Annotated in this window: 15 protein-coding genes and 1 pseudogene; 8 read left to right on the top strand and 8 right to left on the bottom strand. The window is 42.3% G+C overall.

All coding sequences use genetic code 11. The features are described from left to right. Positions 1-3: 3 nt before the first annotated feature. From AC0J2F_RS02090 to AC0J2F_RS02080, 3 genes are all read right to left on the bottom strand, one after another. Positions 4-6,690 carry a LamG-like jellyroll fold domain-containing protein gene (locus tag AC0J2F_RS02090; RefSeq protein ID WP_473008439.1) on the bottom strand — a complete coding sequence of 2,229 codons (6,687 nt, stop codon included), beginning with the start codon at positions 6,688-6,690 and terminating at the stop codon, positions 4-6. A gap of 768 nt (positions 6,691-7,458) precedes the next feature. Continuing rightward, complete coding sequence (locus tag AC0J2F_RS02085; protein ID WP_473008438.1) at positions 7,459-8,361, bottom strand: helix-turn-helix domain-containing protein; 903 nt, start codon at positions 8,359-8,361, stop codon at positions 7,459-7,461. After that, positions 8,362-8,781 (bottom strand): hypothetical protein, encoded by a 420-nt coding sequence (locus AC0J2F_RS02080; protein WP_473008436.1) that lies wholly within the window; start codon positions 8,779-8,781, stop codon positions 8,362-8,364. Between the two features lie 77 nt (positions 8,782-8,858). Between AC0J2F_RS02080 and AC0J2F_RS02075 the strand changes: the two genes are divergently transcribed. The 4 genes and pseudogenes from AC0J2F_RS02075 (at position 8,859) to AC0J2F_RS02060 (ending at position 11,055) form a co-directional block, all read left to right on the top strand. Beyond that, a complete protein-coding gene (locus tag AC0J2F_RS02075; protein WP_473008435.1) occupies positions 8,859-10,193 on the top strand; it encodes an AsmA-like C-terminal region-containing protein in 1,335 nt (444 codons plus the stop codon). A 36-nt stretch (positions 10,194-10,229) separates the two neighbouring features. After that, positions 10,230-10,367, top strand: coding sequence for a hypothetical protein (locus AC0J2F_RS02070; protein ID WP_473008434.1), 138 nt, complete (start codon positions 10,230-10,232; stop codon positions 10,365-10,367). A gap of 12 nt (positions 10,368-10,379) precedes the next feature. Beyond that, a pseudogene (locus AC0J2F_RS02065) lies at positions 10,380-10,511 on the top strand (DUF2188 domain-containing protein); the annotation flags it as partial. A gap of 91 nt (positions 10,512-10,602) precedes the next feature. Continuing rightward, on the top strand, positions 10,603-11,055 hold the full coding sequence (locus tag AC0J2F_RS02060; RefSeq protein WP_374958790.1) for a hypothetical protein: 453 nt from the start codon (positions 10,603-10,605) through the stop codon (positions 11,053-11,055). Positions 11,056-11,071: 16 nt separating this feature from the next. Here AC0J2F_RS02060 and AC0J2F_RS02055 read toward each other — a convergent pair whose 3' ends face one another. Next, positions 11,072-11,500 carry a YHS domain-containing (seleno)protein gene (locus tag AC0J2F_RS02055; RefSeq protein ID WP_374958791.1) on the bottom strand — a complete coding sequence of 143 codons (429 nt, stop codon included), beginning with the start codon at positions 11,498-11,500 and terminating at the stop codon, positions 11,072-11,074. Positions 11,501-11,608: 108 nt separating this feature from the next. Here AC0J2F_RS02055 and AC0J2F_RS02050 point away from each other — a divergent pair, with 108 nt between their 5' ends. Further along, the gene (locus AC0J2F_RS02050) at positions 11,609-12,052 is read left to right on the top strand and encodes a Na(+)-translocating NADH-quinone reductase subunit F (RefSeq protein ID WP_473008432.1); all 444 of its coding nucleotides are present in this window, start codon (positions 11,609-11,611) and stop codon (positions 12,050-12,052) included. Positions 12,053-12,095: 43 nt separating this feature from the next. On the opposite strand, the gene AC0J2F_RS02045 is transcribed toward AC0J2F_RS02050, so the two are convergent. The 3 genes from AC0J2F_RS02045 to AC0J2F_RS02035 are packed head-to-tail and all read right to left on the bottom strand — an operon-like array spanning position 12,096 to position 14,661. Beyond that, positions 12,096-12,722, bottom strand: coding sequence for a carbonic anhydrase family protein (locus AC0J2F_RS02045; RefSeq protein ID WP_473008431.1), 627 nt, complete (start codon positions 12,720-12,722; stop codon positions 12,096-12,098). Between the two features lie 3 nt (positions 12,723-12,725). Further along, a complete protein-coding gene (locus AC0J2F_RS02040; protein ID WP_473008430.1) occupies positions 12,726-14,300 on the bottom strand; it encodes a SulP family inorganic anion transporter in 1,575 nt (524 codons plus the stop codon). Positions 14,301-14,352: 52 nt separating this feature from the next. After that, the gene (locus AC0J2F_RS02035; RefSeq protein ID WP_473008428.1) at positions 14,353-14,661 is read right to left on the bottom strand and encodes a hypothetical protein; all 309 of its coding nucleotides are present in this window, start codon (positions 14,659-14,661) and stop codon (positions 14,353-14,355) included. Between the two features lie 125 nt (positions 14,662-14,786). On the opposite strand from AC0J2F_RS02035, the gene AC0J2F_RS02030 reads away from it, so the two are divergent. The 3 genes from AC0J2F_RS02030 (at position 14,787) to AC0J2F_RS02020 (ending at position 17,524) form a co-directional block, all read left to right on the top strand. Next, positions 14,787-15,545: a sulfite exporter TauE/SafE family protein gene (locus AC0J2F_RS02030; RefSeq protein ID WP_374958759.1), complete on the top strand. Its 759-nt coding sequence runs from the start codon at positions 14,787-14,789 to the stop codon at positions 15,543-15,545. 85 nt (positions 15,546-15,630) lie between these two features. Then, positions 15,631-16,269, top strand: a complete 639-nt coding sequence (locus tag AC0J2F_RS02025) for an NAD(P)H-dependent oxidoreductase (protein WP_473008426.1) — start codon at positions 15,631-15,633, stop codon at positions 16,267-16,269. Between the two features lie 64 nt (positions 16,270-16,333). Then, positions 16,334-17,524, top strand: coding sequence for a DegT/DnrJ/EryC1/StrS family aminotransferase (locus tag AC0J2F_RS02020; protein WP_374960147.1), 1,191 nt, complete (start codon positions 16,334-16,336; stop codon positions 17,522-17,524). On the opposite strand, the gene ribB is transcribed toward AC0J2F_RS02020, so the two are convergent. Beyond that, entirely contained in the window at positions 17,521-18,663 is a 1,143-nt protein-coding gene (gene ribB, locus AC0J2F_RS02015) for a 3,4-dihydroxy-2-butanone-4-phosphate synthase (RefSeq protein ID WP_473008425.1), read from the bottom strand. The genes AC0J2F_RS02020 and ribB overlap by 4 nt on opposite strands. Positions 18,664-18,675 lie beyond the last annotated feature (12 nt).

Below are 18,675 nucleotides of genomic sequence, written 5' to 3'. Positions count from 1 at the left end.
ATCTTATTTTGTTATGTATAACCATCCATCGTAATCAACTGTACCATTACCATCTAAATCAATTTGATAGTAATACGAAGAAGCCTCTGGCAGTAAACTATCGCTACCTACATTACCATTAGATTTGACATATCTTCCATCCCAATCGTTTTGATAACTACGGGCGCTAAAGACTTCATTACCCCAGCGGTTGTAGACCCTAACTATGTTATTAGGATGGTTTTCAATGTTATAAATCATCCAAGTATCGTTGATGCCGTCTCCATTTGGTGTAAAGGCTTGAGAAGCATTAATCTCAATCAAATCACACACATCACCTAAACCATCGTTATCACGATCTTCTTGGCCTGGGTTGTACGTCATTGGACAATTATCTTCAACATCTAATACCCCATCGTCGTCATCATCGTCATCACACACATCGCCAATGCCATCCATATCATTATCAGCTTGGTCTGGGTTTGGTGTGTATGGACAGTTATCGTCTACATCAAAAATACCATCATTGTCAGCATCGCAATTGGTTACAGTTACAATAAAAGTTGTTGTTGCAGTATTGCCTGAAGTATCTGTAACGGTCATCGTCACAACATTATCACCGAACATACTACAGTCAAACTGAGAGATATCAAAAGTAATCGATGCTATACTACAATTATCACTACTGCCATTATCTACATCAGCTGCTGTAATTTCTACAAATGGATTATTCCCAACAGAAACTATAATGTCTTGTGCAACCGCTATCGGATCTATATCATCTACTACTGTAACTGTTTGTGTGGCTGTGGCAGTATTGCCTGTGCCGTCAGTTACCGTCCATGTCACTACTGTATCTCCTAATGGGAATGCTCCTGGTGCATCACTTGTGGTACTGGCTACACTACAGTTATCTGCTGTTGTTGGCGATCCTAATGCTACGCCTGTAGCCTCACAACTTGCGGCATCTACACTTACGGTAACATCTGCTGGTGCTGTGATTGTTGGATCAATGTCATCCACTACAGTTACCGTTTGTGTGGCTGTGGCGGTGTTGCCTGTGCCGTCAGTTACTGTCCATGTCACTACTGTATCTCCTAGTGGGAATACTGCTGGTGCATCACTTGTGGTACTGGCTACACTACAGTTATCATCAGTTGATGGTGTTCCTAAAGTAACGCCTGTGGCTTCACAACTTGCTGCATCTACACTAACTGTAACATCTGCTGGTGCTGTGATTGTTGGATCAATGTCATCCACTACAGTTACCGTTTGTGTGGCTGTGGCGGTGTTGCCTGTGCCATCAGTTACTGTCCATGTCACTACTGTATCTCCTAGTGGGAATACTGCTGGTGCATCACTTGTGGTACTGGCTACACTACAGTTATCTGCTGTTGTTGGCGTGCCTAATGCTACGCCTGCGGCCTCACAACTTGCGGCATCTACACTTACGGTAACATCTGCTGGTGCTGTGATTGTTGGATCAATGTCATCCACTACAGTTACCGTTTGTGTGGCTGTGGCGGTGTTGCCTGTGCCATCAGTTACTGTCCATGTCACTACTGTATCTCCTAGTGGGAATACTGCTGGTGCATCACTTGTGGTACTGGCTACACTACAGTTATCTGCTGTTGTTGGCGTGCCTAATGCTACGCCTGCGGCCTCACAACTTGCGGCATCTACACTTACGGTAACATCTGCTGGTGCTGTGATTGTTGGATCAATGTCATCCACTACAGTTACCGTTTGTGTGGCTGTGGCAGTATTGCCTGTGCCGTCAGTTACCGTCCATGTCACTACTGTATCTCCTAATGGGAATGCTCCTGGTGCATCACTTGTGGTACTGGCTACACTACAGTTATCTGCTGTGGTTGGCGATCCTAATGCTACGCCTGTAGCCTCACAACTTGCGGCATCTACACTTACGGTAACATCTGCTGGTGCTGTGATTGTTGGATCAATGTCATCCACTACAGTTACCGTTTGTGTGGCGGTGGCGGTGTTGCCTGTGCCGTCAGTTACCGTCCATGTCACTACTGTATCTCCTAGTGGGAATACTGCTGGTGCATCACTTGTGGTACTGGCTACACTACAGTTATCTGCTGTTGTTGGCGTGCCTAATGCTACGCCTGCGGCCTCACAACTTGCGGCATCTACACTTACGGTAACATCTGCTGGTGCTGTGATTGTTGGATCAATGTCATCCACTACAGTTACCGTTTGTGTGGCTGTGGCAGTATTGCCTGTGCCATCAGTTACTGTCCATGTCACTACTGTATCTCCTAATGGGAATGCTCCTGGTGCATCACTTGTGGTACTGGCTACACTACAGTTATCTGCTGTTGTTGGCGTGCCTAATGCTACGCCTGTAGCCTCACAACTTGCGGCATCTACACTTACGGTAACATCTGCTGGTGCTGTGATTGTTGGATCAATGTCATCCACTACAGTTACCGTTTGTGTGGCTGTGGCGGTGTTGCCTGTGCCATCAGTTACTGTCCATGTCACTACTGTATCTCCTAATGGGAATGCTCCTGGTGCATCACTTGTGGTACTGGCTACACTACAGTTATCTGCTGTGGTTGGCGATCCTAATGCTACGCCTGTAGCCTCACAACTTGCGGCATCTACACTTACGGTAACATCTGCTGGTGCTGTGATTGTTGGATCAATGTCATCCACTACAGTTACCGTTTGTGTGGCTGTGGCGGTGTTGCCTGTGCCATCAGTTACTGTCCATGTCACTACTGTATCTCCTAGTGGGAATACTGCTGGTGCATCACTTGTGGTACTGGCTACACTACAGTTATCTGCTGTGGTTGGCGATCCTAATGCTACGCCTGTAGCCTCACAACTTGCGGCATCTACACTTACGGTAACATCTGCTGGTGCTGTGATCGTTGGATCAATGTCATCCACTACAGTTACCGTTTGTGTGGCTGTGGCGGTGTTGCCTGTGCCATCAGTTACTGTCCATGTCACTACTGTATCTCCTAGTGGGAATACTGCTGGTGCATCACTTGTGGTACTGGCTACACTACAGTTATCTGCTGTTGTTGGCGATCCTAATGCTACGCCTGTAGCCTCACAACTTGCGGCATCTACACTTACGGTAACATCTGCTGGTGCTGTGATTGTTGGATCAATGTCATCCACTACAGTTACCGTTTGTGTTGCCGTGGCGGTGTTGCCTGTGCCGTCAGTTACCGTCCATGTCACTACTGTATCTCCTAATGGGAATGCTGCTGGTGCATCACTTGTGGTACTGGCTACACTACAGTTATCATCAGTTGATGGTGTTCCTAAAGTAACGCCTGTGGCTTCACAACTTGCTGCATCTACACTAACTGTAACATCTGCTGGTGCAGTGATCGTTGGATCAATATCATCCAATACTGTAACTGTTGCTGTTCCTGTATCTAAGTTACCATTTGTATCGGTTACCGTTAATGTGACTGTGTTAGCTCCTAGGTCTTCACAGTCAAAGACCGTAATGTCCAATACCATTGTATCGATACTACAGTTATCTGTGCTACCATTGTCAATCATATCTGGAGTAATAGTAACTTCTCCATTAACATCTAATTGTACGGTAATGTCTTGAGTGACTACCGTTGGGCCTATAGTATCTTCAACAGTTACTGTAGCAGATCCTATTGCCGAGTTTCCATTAACGTCAGTCACAGTAAGTGTCACAGGGATACCTGAAGTACAATATGGAGATACAACAGGGGTTCCAAAAGCCACCCAATCAGCTGCAGGATCCATGTTGTTCAATACCGCATTGTAACTACTTGTAGTATCCACTAAAGTAGTGCTGTTGGTACCATCCTCAAAATTATAGTAGGCTAATAAATTACTATCAGAGACAACTGGAGCGCTACATACTAGGGATTGTACTTCAGATTCTGATAAGACACTTGACCAAACCGTAAGGTCATCTATTTGACCATTAAAGAAGCCTTGATAAATACCATTTGCAAACGTTGCTCCTATAGCATTTGCTGTAACAGAGTTGACATATTTTGTCACGTTACCTGTTGCATCCAGTACACCATCAACATAAATATTCACTTCTCCAGCGCTTGATCTAGTAATAGCTACATGGTGCCATTGGCCATCTAAAACATTGGTAGATCCAGTAACAGATTCTACTGGAGCAACACCGTTTCCTGCATAATATCTTAGGCTTCCTCCTAGGAAAGAAACACTCGAGTAATTATTTATTCCTGAACCGCCCCAACCAAAAATATTTCTATTAATGGTGCTACTTTTTATCCAAGCTGTAACGGAATGATTCGAAGTTTGTGGAATAACCGTTGTTGGTGACACATAATCATCTGTGCCGTCAAAAGACAACGTTGTCACACCATCGTAAGATCCTGGTCCAGAAGTAATATCTGAACAATCAAAATCTGTAACATCTAAACTCATCGAAGCAATGCTACAATTATCCGTACTACCATTATCAATCATCTCTGGAGTAATAGTAACTTCTCCATTAACATCTAATTGTACGGTAATGTCTTGAGTGACTACCGTTGGGCCTATAGTGTCTTCTACAGTTACAATTGCTGTATCAGTAGACACGTTACCACTGGTATCTGTAACAGTTAACCTTACTGTATTTGCTCCTACATTAGAACAATCAAAACTTGTAATATCTAGACTAAGTGTGTCCACTGCACAGTTATCAGAGCTGCCATTATCTACCATATCTGGTGTGATAACTACTTGACCATTGGCATCCAATTGTACAATAATGTCTTGAGTGACTACCGTTGGGCCTATAGTATCTTCAACAGTTACTGTAGCAGATCCTATTGCCGAGTTTCCATTAACGTCAGTCACAGTAAGTGTCACAGGGATACCTGAAGTACAATATGGAGATACAACAGGGGTTCCAAAAGCCACCCAATCAGCTGCAGGATCCATGTTGTTCAATACCGCATTGTAACTACTTGTAGTATCCACTAAAGTAGTGCTGTTGGTACCATCCTCAAAATTATAGTAGGCTAATAAATTACTATCAGAGACAACTGGAGCGCTACATACTAGGGATTGTACTTCAGATTCTGATAAGACACTTGACCAAACCGTAAGGTCATCTATTTGACCATTAAAGAAGCCTTGATAAATACCATTTGCAAACGTTGCTCCTATAGCATTTGCTGTAACAGAGTTGACATATTTTGTCACGTTACCTGTTGCATCCAGTACACCATCAACATAAATATTCACTTCTCCAGCGCTTGATCTAGTAATAGCTACATGGTGCCATTGGCCATCTAAAACATTGGTAGATCCAGTAACAGATTCTACTGGAGCAACACCGTTTCCTGCATAATATCTTAGGCTTCCTCCTAGGAAAGAAACACTCGAGTAATTATTTATTCCTGAACCGCCCCAACCAAAAATATTTCTATTAATGGTGCTACTTTTTATCCAAGCTGTAACGGAATGATTCGAAGTTTGTGGAATAACCGTTGTTGGTGACACATAATCATCTGTGCCGTCAAAAGACAACGTTGTCACACCATCGTAAGATCCTGGTCCAGAAGTAATATCTGAACAATCAAAATCTGTAACATCTAAACTCATCGAAGCAATGCTACAATTATCCGTACTACCATTATCAATCATCTCTGGAGTAATAACCGCTTGACCATTAACATCTAATTGTACGGTAATGTCTTGAGTGACTACCGTTGGGCCTATAGTATCTTCAACAGTTACTGTAGCAGATCCTATTGCCGAGTTTCCATTAACGTCAGTCACAGTAAGTGTCACAGGGATACCTGAAGTACAATATGGAGATACAACAGGGGTTCCAAAAGCCACCCAATCAGCTGCAGGATCCATGTTGTTCAATACCGCATTGTAACTACTTGTAGTATCCACTAAAGTAGTGCTGTTGGTACCATCCTCAAAATTATAGTAGGCTAATAAATTACTATCAGAGACAACTGGAGCGCTACATACTAGGGATTGTACTTCAGATTCTGATAAGACACTTGACCAAACCGTAAGGTCATCTATTTGACCATTAAAGAAGCCTTGATAAATACCATTTGCAAACGTTGCTCCTATAGCATTTGCTGTAACAGAGTTGACATATTTTGTCACGTTACCTGTTGCATCCAGTACACCATCAACATAAATATTCACTTCTCCAGCGCTTGATCTAGTAATAGCTACATGGTGCCATTGGCCATCTAAAACATTGGTAGATCCAGTAACAGATTCTACTGGAGCAACACCGTTTCCTGCATAATATCTTAGGCTTCCTCCTAGGAAAGAAACACTCGAGTAATTATTTATTCCTGAACCGCCCCAACCAAAAATATTTCTATTAATGGTGCTACTTTTTATCCAAGCTGTAACGGAATGATTCGAAGTTTGTGGAATAACCGTTGTTGGTGACACATAATCATCTGTGCCGTCAAAAGACAACGTTGTCACACCATCGTAAGATCCTGGTCCAGAAGTAATATCTGAACAATCAAAATCTGTAACATCTAAACTCATCGAAGCAATGCTACAATTATCCGTACTACCATTATCAATCATCTCTGGAGTAATAACCGCTTGACCATTCGCATCTAACTGTACGGTAATATTTTGTGTCATAACCGTAGGTACTTCGGTATCCGTAAATGTCACACCAAAACAGGTCTCATCTGTTCCTGAAGTTAAAGCTGTTTGCGACATCGTTTGGAAGGAACACGCTAGCACAATTGTTAAGAAGATGATTAAACGTGTTGATTTAAGTGGTCCCGAGACATGTGGGCAACCTTTATAACCATGTTCTTTAAAAATACTACGAGATGCTTGGTCTCCTAATCTTAATTGAGTCATAATGTAATGGTAATTTAGTTAATAAGAAAATAATATGTAAGTCTTCAAACAAATCTGAACTTTTTAGGTCAGAATTTCAGAGAGTAATTGTTCCAAATTACAGTATAGATTACTCTTTTTGATAAACAAATTGCAGATAGTAGAACACTTTTTGCAGGATATCTTGAGTTTGGAGAAGTTTCTTCAGCTTGCAGAGAACTTGTTATATAATCAAAAAATATGATTTTATCAGCGTCTATTTGCCGGATAAAATTAGTTTTTTAGACAATATCTTGAAGTTCTTGATGAGAATGAAAGAGACATAGTTCAGTGCGGCTGGTCCAACTATCGAATGTCTGAGAAGTCTCTTATTGATTTTATGGAGAGACGTATTAGAGGTGAGAACGTTAAGTTCCCTGACGATTACTTTCCTTTAGGGATTTGATTCCTGATCTCCGAGAGAATTCTCTTATCTCTCTCTACTCTGAGATTATCCATTAGTGACTTTACTTGAATCTCTGTGAGTATCACAACCTTTTTCTTTGATTTCATAGGACTTGTTTTCTTATAAATAGTCCTTTAAAGGATGAAGTTGTGCTGCAACTTTGAATAATAATTTTACACATTGTTCTCTGCTGGCTTTTAATTCAGGTTTCTATATTCCGTTGGACTTATTCCTGTTTTACTTTTAAATAGTCTGCTGAAATACTGAGGATATTCAAATCCCAAATCAGAAGCTAATGTCTTTATTGGAATGGTAGAATTCAATAATTTAAATTTAGCTTTATCTATTAGCTTTATATGAATATGTTCTTTAATTGATTTTCCTGTTTCTAATCTCAATAAATCGCTTAAATAATGCCCTGATATATTCAATGCTTTTCCGCATTGTTCTAATGTAGGTGCTCCCTTGGAAGTTAAGAGTTTCGAATCAAAATAATCTTTTAAATATTGCTCAAATTGACTTACTATATCTTTGTTTTTATTGGTGCGAGTTAAAAACTGTCTGTCATAAAAACGTTTGCTATATTTCAAAATGGATGCTATATTATGAATTATTATTTCTTGACTGTGTCGGTCTAAGCTTTGTGATATCTCACTTTTAATATTATTTACAAATACAGTTAAAACAATTTTTTCTTTTTCTGATATATGCAATGCTTCATTTATATCATAAGAAAAGAAATTGTATTTCTGTATAGCTTGATGCAGGTAAGATTTTGATAATAAATCGGGATGAATAAATAAAGTCCAACCTTTTAAGTCAATTATTGGCTTATCTGTAATACTAAATACTTGCCCTGGGGCAGAGAACAACATAGTACCTTCTTCAAAGTCATAGGTGTTTCTACCATAATTGATACTTCCTTTTATGTCCGACTTTAAAGAAATAATGTAAAAATCAAAAAACACTTTGGTGTTTGTTATTTCCAAATTCATACTTGGGATATGCTCACAAACAGAAATTAATGGATGCAAAGGTTTTTCTACATTTAAAAAATGGTGTATTTCACTAATCGTTTTAATTTGAATAATCTTACTCATTTACTCTTCTAAGTGTTTTTGTATTTTAATATAATAAATTTCAGCTCTTTCCTTAGAAAAATGGTCGATAATAATTAAAGAAACTGATAATAGCATTAATGCAATACAGATAGATTGAAATATTCTGTTTTCAACAAAGCCAAATGCAATAATTGTTAAAACGAAACTAACTGCTGCAAATCTAACAGAATATTTGTATAAAACTTGAAAATCTTCCACACGTTTTTTTTCTGCAAGAATAAACTCTTTAGCGTTTTCTTTAAAGGCAAGTTCAGACGCAGTCATTCGCTTAGGGTAACTTGCCATCATGGCACCTATGCCAATTGAAAATAATAGACCGACAAGTAATACTGGTAAAAACAGAGATTTTGCATTAGGAGTAGAACCGTATTTCCATATCAGTAAGGAAATAATTATCATTATTATGCCTGAAAAAATAACTATTTTCCCTTCAAATAGTTCTCCTTTATACCAATTTTGACGATTATGCCTTTTGGATGCAACCCGAGCTTAACGGCGATGTGGACCTAGACATCAATTTGACCTCTAAGAAACTGCGATTGGAGGATGTGTTCTCTTACAAAGGAGCAAACTATGTGCCCGAGCAGTACCGCCATGAGATCTTTGACGATCTGGCTTTGCATTTTACTTCCAGCATGCATTATAGGGATTCCATTTTGCAATTTGTAGAATTGGCTCTAGATAAGTTAGACACCAAGATGGAGCTCCATCCGCAGCGTTTTACCAATTTTAGAGGAGACATCCTGTATGAAGATGACTATTTGTTCATAAAGGGCTTCCACGGTGAGATAGGGGCTACCAATTTTAATTTCGATTTGAATTATTATTTGGGGGATGCTACTCAGGCCAATAAACAAGAGAATTACCTATATCTCAATGCCGACTATATTGATTTTGATGCCTTGTTTGCCTTTGAGCTCAGCCCTCAGCCGCAAAACACTAGCATCCCAACCACAGCAGATGTAACTGCCCATACAAGCGCTTTTAATAATTACGAGCTGCCCTTTACCGAAATGCGCTTTAAGGCCGATATAGCACATTTTATATATCACAAGATAGACCTGCAAAATATTACGGCGGAATTACGCACCACCCCCGACCATTATATCTATGTGGATACCCTAAGCATGGATGCCGCCGGAGGAAACATTCGGCTGAGCGGTTATTTTAATGGTAGTGATCCGGGGCATATCTATTTACAGCCTGATCTGCAAATGACCAATGTGGAGTTAGAAAAGCTCCTTTTTAAGTTCGAGAATTTTGGCCAAGACCACTTGGTCTCAGAGAATTTACAAGGCACCTTAACTTCTAGAATTCAAGGCAAGATTCGCGTCTACCCAGATCTGGTTCCAGATCTGGATCAGTCTAGCTTGACCATGAATGTCAAAGTGCTCAATGGCCGACTCAAGAACTACGACCCCATGTTGGCCTTGTCGGACTATATGGGCGATAAGAACTTGCAGAACATCCGCTTTGATACCCTGCAAAATAACCTGGTTGTCCGCCAGGGGACCATCAGCATTCCAAACATGACCATAGAGTCTTCTCTTGGACATATGGAGCTTTCTGGAACTCACGACAGCAATCAGAACATTGACTATTCCCTGCGAATTCCATGGAAAACAGTGCGCAAGGCGGCCTGGCAAAAGCTTTTTGGCGGCAAGCGTGATACCGCGGCCGATCCGCTGCAGGAAGATGAGATCGTTGAGGTTGATCCTAAACGGAAAGTCAAATTCTTGAACGTTCAAGTAAAGGGAAGTATAGACGATTACGAGGTTTCACTGGGAAAGAAAGCAAAACAGAATAGTTAGCTTTGCATAACTTTAACTTTGAGATTTTATTAAGTCATGGCTAAGGAAAAATCCTTTTTGCGTACCCTTTTAGAGATCATTACCCAGATCTTCGAGACCACGCAAAGAAACTCGCGTACCCGAACCTGGCATCAACACGTAGTTCCCTATGAAGACGGCTGGGCGGTACGTTGAGAAGGAAACAAGTGCATCACTTCAAAACACCGCAAGCAGAGTACGGCTATCAATCGGGCTAAATCTATAGCGCGTAAAAAGAAAGCTGACGTGATTATTCACCGCAAAGAAGGTGGTATTCGCGACCGCATTAGCTTTGATTGATCTGTATTCGCTTCAATATAATTTGGGATTTTATTCGTATTTTAAGGTTGGCATATCTTTTGTGTCCTAAAAAGTGAGAAAGAGAAATCCTATGCGGCAAAAACTAGCCATTAAAAGCCTACTATTAACTGCTGTTATTGTGGGTTTAAGCAGTTGCCAAGTGTACACTGTAAGCCCAGAGAGTTTTAAGATCCAAATGCTGGAGTATCCGGTCTTTACCCAGCTGGATTCCACAGATAGCCTGTATTTAGGCCCTGTGTATTTTTATGCTTACGATATGGAGTACATCTTTGTCAAAGACAAGAACGGCAAGTCTAAATTCTTGCAGAACAATCCTACTATAGAAGCGCGCATATTTGAGAACAGCGGCCGTAAGACCGTTTTCTACTTCGACACTATGGAGCTTAAGAACGATACCCTAACGGGAATCCGGAGTTTCCTTAATCCCGAACGCAACGATGTTACTATCCCATACGATTCCGTTCAGAGAATCGAAATCCAGAACCATAAGAAGAAATTCTACTTTATAGACCAGGAGTTTTAAAACAAAGGTATTGGCACTATATTTTCCAATTTTGATCTGCTCGAGCTTTTAAGCTTTCGGGATCCTCCTGCCACTTTTTTAGTGTATTGTTTCCCCAAGCGTTGTAGAAGAGGTATAACTTTTCATCTCTTATCTCAAAGGTCTCCGGATCGATGTCTACCTTTTTTCCATTTAGTGCTATGGCATAGGCGCAGTATCCTCCGTATTGGGGTAAATAGGCTTTTGGATTAGCCTTGAATCTTTTTGCGTTTGCTGCGGAGGCAAAGCGGTAATTAACTCCCTCGTAGGAAAACTCATGGGCTTTATCACCTTTTTGCGCCTGCCCATCAAAATAGGCCACCACATCATAGCCTTTAACGGCTACTCCTCTTTTGGAATTGACCTCTTGTGCCTGGCTCATAGGACTCAGCATTAAAAAGAAAGCGGCGATCATTAATTTATACATAAAAGTTTCTTTGATAGTCTGCTCCTAAAGCTTCTCCTTACAGTTAAACTGTCACAAGACATTGTTTTTTTGCCGCTTGCGCTTTAACTTTACTAGAAAGTCAAAGCTATGAGCAGCAGATTAGACAAAGCCCTTAATACCCTTTACCAAGGTTTCTATAACGGCAGCTTGCACCCAGAGGATGCTTGCCGTTGCGCCGTTGGAACACTAACCGGAGGCTGGAGCGCCTGGAAGCATTTTAGCGATTTTCACGGCAGTGATAGTCTCAATTATGTTGGGAAGGTTCACGAAGGTCTTGGCCGGCGTTATGCAGGATATTTACCCAGTGAACTGTTGCGCATTGAAGCGGCTTTTTTAAGTGGCTGCGGATACCAACTCCCGCTGGACCACAAAAGCGTGCGACCTGAGGATCCGCAGGATACGCAGGTTATTTACAATGGGCTTTTGGCTGCAATTAGTGAACTATGCAGACTCGATGGAGTTCCCGACCTTGTTCGTCATACCAGAACCCTAGAGCGGATATTGACAGAACGTCAATTACAAACAGCATAAAAAAACCCGGCACTTGGCCGGGTTTCTTATTTATTATCAACTTCTAGTAGAAGGTTACACTTCCGTCTGCAATGTCGTACATACCTCCAACAATGGCGATACTGCCGTCATCTTCCATTTCTTTCAAAACGCCAGAACGGTTTCTGATGTTTTGCATGGTCATTTGGACGTTCTTTTTAGCTACGGCGTTGACAAAGTCAATGTTCTTAGAGGTGCGCTCCTCTGGTTCTGTCGGCTCGCTTACCGCTTCAACAGCAGGCTCTAGTTTGTTGATCAGCGTAGTTAGATTGCCTAAGCGTGCGTGATCACAAGCTCCCTTGACTGCACCACAAGCGGTGTGTCCCAAAACAACGATCAGTTTAGTTCCTGCCAGTTTACAGGCAAATTCCATGGAACCTAAAATATCATCGTTGACAAAGTTTCCTGCTATGCGAATGCTAAAGATATCGCCTATACCTTGATCAAAAAGTAATTCGGCAGATACTCTAGAGTCTATACAATGCAAAACAGTTGCGAAAGGATATTGCCCGTTAGCAGTATCTGCGATCTGTTGGTTCAGATCGCGATTTACCTGCTGGCCAGCCATAAAGCGCTTGTTTCCATCTATCAGTGCCTGAAGGGCAGTGGCGGAGGTCATTGCCGCCTGTGTTTCTTTAGTATGTGCTTTCATTACTTATGAAGTTGGTTTTAATTTGAAAAATTCGATATAACTGTCTGGATTTTCTACGGTTCCCCGAGTAGAGATCAAGTTAATGGTAATGTTCCTATTCTTGGCCTTTTCTTGGAAGTCCTCCAGAATCTCTATGATGTCATTGTCCAGATAACGCGTATTGCGCACGTCCAATTCCAAATAAGAGTTTTCTTCTAAAGCATCCAGCTCTTTTAAGATTGCTCCTTTGTTAAAGAAGGTCACCTCTTCTGCCAAGGTCATTTTAATCTTCTGCTTGCCGTTACTCTTGTCTTCAATATGCAAGAAGTGTGAGTTTTGGTAGCTCTTGTATAAAATGATAATGATACCTACTGCTAAACCAAGTCCAATTCCTTTAAGCAAGTCTAATCGCACAATTCCAACAACGGTAACTATGAAAGGAATAAACTGCTTCCAGCCCATGCGATACATTTTAAGGAACAGTTTGGGATTAGCCAGTTTATAACCTACTACCAAAAGTACAGCTGCCAGAACAGACAGTGGGATCTTGTTCATCAAGGTTGGAATAGCGATCACAGCCAGAATCAGGAAGAATCCGTGAATAATAGCAGATAGCTTAGATTTTCCTCCAGATTGGATATTGGTAGAACTTCTTACAATTACCTGAGTTATCGGAAGTCCTCCAATAAGTCCAGAGACCATGTTTCCGGCTCCTTGAGCCAGTAGTTCTCTATTGGTAGGAGTAACGCGTTTTTCAGGGTCGAGCTTGTCGGTCGCCTCCACACAAAGTAGCGTCTCTAAAGATGCTACCAAAGCAATTGTAAAAGCGGTTACCCAAATCCCTGAGGTGGTAATGGCGCTCCAATTCGGAAAGGTAAACTGACCTAAGAAAGAGGAGAAATCTTCTGGTACAGGAATTTGCACCAAATGTTCTTTGCTTATCTCCATGCCTGTGCCTGTAGTGAAAGAAAAGAATACTATACCTAATACTACGGCTACTAAAGGTCCTTGAATCAATTTAAAGATACTCGCTTTCTTTGTTAAGACTCTGTCCCACAAGATCAAAATAGCCAGAGAGATCAAAGCGATCAAGGTGGCACCAGGACTGATATAGTCCATCATATTGCCTAATTCTGAAAAGGTGGTTTGTCCGTCCATTTGGTTGTAAGCAAAGTCGCCTATAGCGTCCTTGTCATATCCAAAGAAGTGCGGGATCTCTTTTAGGATAATTATGATACCAATACCTGTAAGCATTCCTTTAATCACCGAGGACGGGAAATAATAGGCGATGATTCCGAAACGCAACAGTCCAAAGCCAATTTGAATTATACCGGCCAAAACTACCGCCAAAAGAAAGGTCTCGAAGCCCTCTAAAGAAATAATTGCTGCAGAAACAATAGCAGCTAAGCCCGCAGCAGGACCAGAAACTCCAATACTCGAACCACTTAAAGATCCGACAATAATACCCCCTACAATACCTGCGATAAGACCAGAGAACAGGGGAGCTCCACTAGCAAGCGCGATTCCCAAACAGAGTGGAAGCGCTACAAAGAATACGACGATACTTGCAGGCAAGTCGTTTTTAATATTTTTAAACATAAGATGCACTTTTGAGCCTTGCAAAGGCATTAGAAATAAGATGAAATTTGACCTAGATACGGGTCATTTGTTCCGGAGGCGGACAACCAACTTCTGATGGAGGGAGTGCATACCCAGTAAAACGTGTAACGAAATTGTGTTGGCTCCGCTCGGCAAAGGCCAGCAAAGTGTTGCTAAGACGAGGTGTGTCCCATTGTTTTTCTTCGGATTCCTTTTCGGTCTTTTCCTTTTTAGATTCGTCATCGCTTTCTTTGACCAAAGAGGTCTCTACGCTGATCTCCAATAAGGTACAGACAGAAGGCGCCAGTATTGACAAACTCAATACTCCAGAAATAATAAATAAGACCAGTGACTTCCTCATTGATGTAAATATAATGCGTTTTTATAAGAATCATAAATCATTTTAATGTGATAGATGTTAAAAATCCTTAAATCCTTAAAGTTCAAAGGCGAAGGCATCATTTTGAAAACTGTATTTTTGCTTTCATGGAATTCGATTGGAATCTCTTGTTACTCGTAGGAGCAGGTTTTATTGCTGGCGTGGTCAATACCTTTGCCGGCGGAGGCTCACTGCTCACTTTGCCGGTGCTGATCTTTATGGGCTTACCTGCTGCGGTGGCCAACGGAACCAATAGGATCAATATCCTTTTGCAAACTATGTCGAGCTCGGCAGGGTTTTTATCTAAAGGAGTGAACACCTTTCCTTTCAGCATTTATTTGGCTATCCCGGCGGTGGTAGGTGCGGTTTTAGGGGCTCGAATCGCCATCGATCTACCTGAATCGCTGTTCAACAAAATCCTGGCCTTTGTTATGATCGCAGTGGTGGTCTATTTGGTCACCCAGCGCAAACGCGGAATAAAGGAGCTGGCCGAACGCCTTAGTGGGAAACACTTGTGGGTAAGCATGCTCTTATTCTTCTTTATTGGTATTTACGGCGGATTCATTCAGGCTGGAACCGGCTTTTTGATTCTTTTGGTACTCGCCATGGTAAACCGTTTGAGTCTGGTCAAATCCAATGCGGTAAAGGTCATTGTGGTCTTTATTTTCAATATCGGCGCCTTATTGACCTTTGCTTTGGCCGGCGATATCAAATGGAGTTACGGACTAGTAATGTCAATAGGAAGTGCTAGTGGAGCTTGGTTGGCCAGCCGTTGGGCCGTAGACAAAGGCGATAAATTGGTCAAGATCTTTTTGGTGGTCATGGTAATTGCTATGGCTATTAAGCTTTGGTTCTTCACTTCCTAGTGCTATCAGTATTACTTTTTTTACCATTTGAGAATCTTATAGACAGCCTGCTAAAGGGAACTTCTTTAGACCTTATCTTTGCATTATGGAATCAGCAGTAGTAGAAAAACTCAATTGGCGATATGCCACTAAGAAGTTCGACCCGAACAAAAAACTGAGTCAAGTCCAGCTCGAGACTTTGGGCGATGCTTTTAATCTTACCGCAACCTCTTATGGTTTACAAGCGCTAAAAATGGTAGTGATCTCCAATCAGGCCATAAAAAAAGAACTCGTAGCTCATAGCTGGAATCAACAGCAGGTCAGCGATGCTTCGCACGTACTGGTGATCTGTAGAGAAACCGTTCTTGATTCCGACTTTATAAAAGCGCATTTTAAGCGGGTGGAGGAAATCCGCAGTACACCTCGTGAGATCTTGGCCCCCTTTGAACAGTATATTTTAGAATCCTTTGCCGACAAATCGGAGATAGAACTAGCTACGTGGATGGACAAACAGGCCTACATCGCTTTGGGGAATCTACTTACAGTTTGCGCTTTGGAACAGATAGATTCCTGCCCTATGGAAGGCTTTGATCCAGCGGCATACGATAAGGTTCTAGGCCTTGAGGCTAAGGGACTGACCTCGGTTTTGGTCTTGCCAGTGGGTTATCGTGCCGAAGATGATTTTATGGCCGAACTCAAGAAAGTTCGTCGAGGCACAGACCAAGTGGTCCTTAGGGTTGAATAACTTTCTCTCTTTGCCGTTTTAAGGGCGAGCTGCAAATGCTATATTTGTTCAAAACAAAGAGCTCATGCCCGGATTTGAACTTTTCGGTGCTGCAGAACGCCAGCACGTACAAGACGTACTCAATACAGGAATTTTAATGCGTTATGGCTTTGATGGCCTGCGCGACGGAATTTGGAAAGCCAAAGAGTTTGAATCGGCCTTTGCCGAGCGCATGGGCGTAGAACATTGCCAGTTGGTAAGCAGTGGAACTGCAGCACTTACTGTGGCTTTGGCTTCTGCTGGAATCGGGGCAGGAGACGAGGTTATCATGCCTACCTTTACTTTCGTAGCCAGCTTTGAATCTATCATAGCGATAGGTGCAGTTCCGGTTCTTGTGGACATAGATGACACCCTTTGTTTAGATCCAACTGCTGTAGAAGCGGCCATAACGCCTAAAACCAAATGTGTCATGCCTGTGCATATGTGCGGTGCCATGGCAGATCTAAAGCCTTTAAAGGCCATTTGTGATAAACACGGCCTCTTGCTTTTAGAAGATGCTTGTCAGGCCATAGGAGGAACATATCAAGGCACCGCCTTAGGGGCCTATGGCGATCTAGGATGTTTTTCTTTCGACTTTGTAAAGACCATTACTTGCGGAGAGGGCGGGGGAGTCATCACCAACAATGCCGATTATGCCAAACGCGCCGATCATTACCAAGACCACGGCCACGATCATATTGGCAACGATAGAGGAGCAGAAGGGCATCCCTTTTTGGGCTATAATTACCGCATCAGTGAATTGCAAGCAGCAGTAGGGTTGGGGCAACTTAGTCAGTTCGATGAGATCCTGAAAATACAAAAAAAGAATTTCAGCATTTTAGCAGAAGCTTTAGCAGACCTACCAAATGTAACACCAAGACGCATTCCAGAAGGGGCAGAAGGGAACCATTCCTTTATCAATTTCTTTATGGAATCCGAAGCACAGGCCGTGAAAGCACATAAAGCACTTGCCGAGGCTGGTATAGACGGCTGTTTTTACTGGTATAACAACAATTGGCATTATATCCGCGGCTGGGCGCACTTAAAGAACGCCACAGGAGCCGGGCCACTATCAGAAGCCATAAAAAAGCAATTGTTATCCCTTGACGATCGCGATTTCTCTAAAAGCGATCATTGGATGGGTAGAAACCTCTCTTGTCTTGTGAAACTATCGTGGACAGAAGCAGAGGTTCGCAAACGCGCAGCTACTATGCGAGAGGTGCTATCTAAGCTTTAGTAATTGATATAATCAGTGATCTCCAAACCGTAACCGATCATCCCAACACGCTTGGTTTGTGGATTGTTAGAGATCAGGCGTATCTTGGCGATGCCTAAATCGTGCAGAATTTGAGCGCCAATACCAAAATCCTTGTTATCCATAGCAATGCGAGGAGCTTTCACCACTTCGTTTCCGGACTGCTGTGTCTTGAGCTCGCTTAAACGCTTCAATAGATTAAGCGATTGCGACTGCTGATTGATAAACACCACGGCACCTTTTCCTTCTTTCTCGACAGCCTTGAACATATCGTCCAGTTTTTTGTCGGCATTGTTGGTAAGGGTTCCTAAGATGTCATTATTAACTAAGGTTGAGTTGATCCTTACAGCCACAGGCTCGTTAGAAGACCAATCACCTTTCGTAAGGGCCAAATGAACTTGGTCATTGGTGGTTTGCTTGTAGGCACGTAAACGGTAGCTACCAAAGTTGGTCGCTATCTGAAAATCTTTCATCTTTTCGATCAAAGAATCGTGCTGCATGCGATAGGCCACCAGATCTTCTATAGAGATCAACTTCAGATCGAATTTCTTGGCCACTTCTACCAATTGCGGTAAACGGGCCATGGTTCCGTCTTCGTTCAGGATCTCTACCAAGATACCTACTGGCTCCATGCCGGCCAGTCGGGCCAGATCTATAGCCGCTTCGGTATGTCCGGTACGTCTAAGTACCCCACCTTCTTTGGCTCGTAAAGGGAATATGTGCCCCGGACGCCCCAAGTCTTGTGGTTTGGTGTCTTTATCTACTAAGGCTTTTATGGTCTTGGCGCGGTCATGAACCGAGATTCCGGTGGTACAACCGTGACCAATAAGATCTACAGAAACGGTAAATTGGGTATGGTGTAAAACCGTATTGTTTTCTACCATCATGTTGAGTTCTAACTCTTGGCAGCGCTCCTCGGTAAGTGGTGCACAGATTAGACCGCGTCCGTGAGTAGCCATAAAGTTGATCATTTCTGGGGTTACGGCCTCGGCGGCAGCGATAAAATCCCCTTCATTCTCTCTGTTCTCATCGTCGACCACTATAACCACCTTGCCGGCACGTATGTCTGCAATGGCTTCTTCTATGGTGTTTAAAGTGATCTGCTTTTGAGCCGTCTCCATGATTCGAAAATT

The organism is Gilvibacter sp. CC01, assembly GCF_055755295.1.
This window is presented reverse-complemented; position numbering and strand designations above follow the sequence as displayed.

Excerpts from the sequence above, each read along its gene's own strand:
- AC0J2F_RS02090 (WP_473008439.1), bottom strand. The coding sequence starts at position 6,690 with ATGTCGCAAACAGCTTTAACTTCAGGAACAGATGAGACCTGTTTTGGT.
- AC0J2F_RS02080 (WP_473008436.1), bottom strand. The coding sequence starts at position 8,781 with ATGATAATTATTTCCTTACTGATATGGAAATACGGTTCTACTCCTAAT.
- AC0J2F_RS02045 (WP_473008431.1), bottom strand. The coding sequence starts at position 12,722 with ATGAAAGCACATACTAAAGAAACACAGGCGGCAATGACCTCCGCCACT.
- AC0J2F_RS02040 (WP_473008430.1), bottom strand. The coding sequence starts at position 14,300 with ATGTTTAAAAATATTAAAAACGACTTGCCTGCAAGTATCGTCGTATTC.
- AC0J2F_RS02020 (WP_374960147.1), top strand. The coding sequence starts at position 16,334 with ATGCCCGGATTTGAACTTTTCGGTGCTGCAGAACGCCAGCACGTACAA.
- AC0J2F_RS02030 (WP_374958759.1), top strand. The coding sequence starts at position 14,787 with ATGGAATTCGATTGGAATCTCTTGTTACTCGTAGGAGCAGGTTTTATT.
- AC0J2F_RS02070 (WP_473008434.1), top strand. The coding sequence starts at position 10,230 with ATGGCTAAGGAAAAATCCTTTTTGCGTACCCTTTTAGAGATCATTACC.
- ribB (WP_473008425.1), bottom strand. The coding sequence starts at position 18,663 with ATGGAGACGGCTCAAAAGCAGATCACTTTAAACACCATAGAAGAAGCC.
- AC0J2F_RS02025 (WP_473008426.1), top strand. The coding sequence starts at position 15,631 with ATGGAATCAGCAGTAGTAGAAAAACTCAATTGGCGATATGCCACTAAG.
- AC0J2F_RS02035 (WP_473008428.1), bottom strand. The coding sequence starts at position 14,661 with ATGAGGAAGTCACTGGTCTTATTTATTATTTCTGGAGTATTGAGTTTG.
- AC0J2F_RS02050 (WP_473008432.1), top strand. The coding sequence starts at position 11,609 with ATGAGCAGCAGATTAGACAAAGCCCTTAATACCCTTTACCAAGGTTTC.
- AC0J2F_RS02075 (WP_473008435.1), top strand. The coding sequence starts at position 8,859 with ATGCAACCCGAGCTTAACGGCGATGTGGACCTAGACATCAATTTGACC.
- AC0J2F_RS02085 (WP_473008438.1), bottom strand. The coding sequence starts at position 8,361 with ATGAGTAAGATTATTCAAATTAAAACGATTAGTGAAATACACCATTTT.
- AC0J2F_RS02060 (WP_374958790.1), top strand. The coding sequence starts at position 10,603 with ATGCGGCAAAAACTAGCCATTAAAAGCCTACTATTAACTGCTGTTATT.
- AC0J2F_RS02055 (WP_374958791.1), bottom strand. The coding sequence starts at position 11,500 with ATGTATAAATTAATGATCGCCGCTTTCTTTTTAATGCTGAGTCCTATG.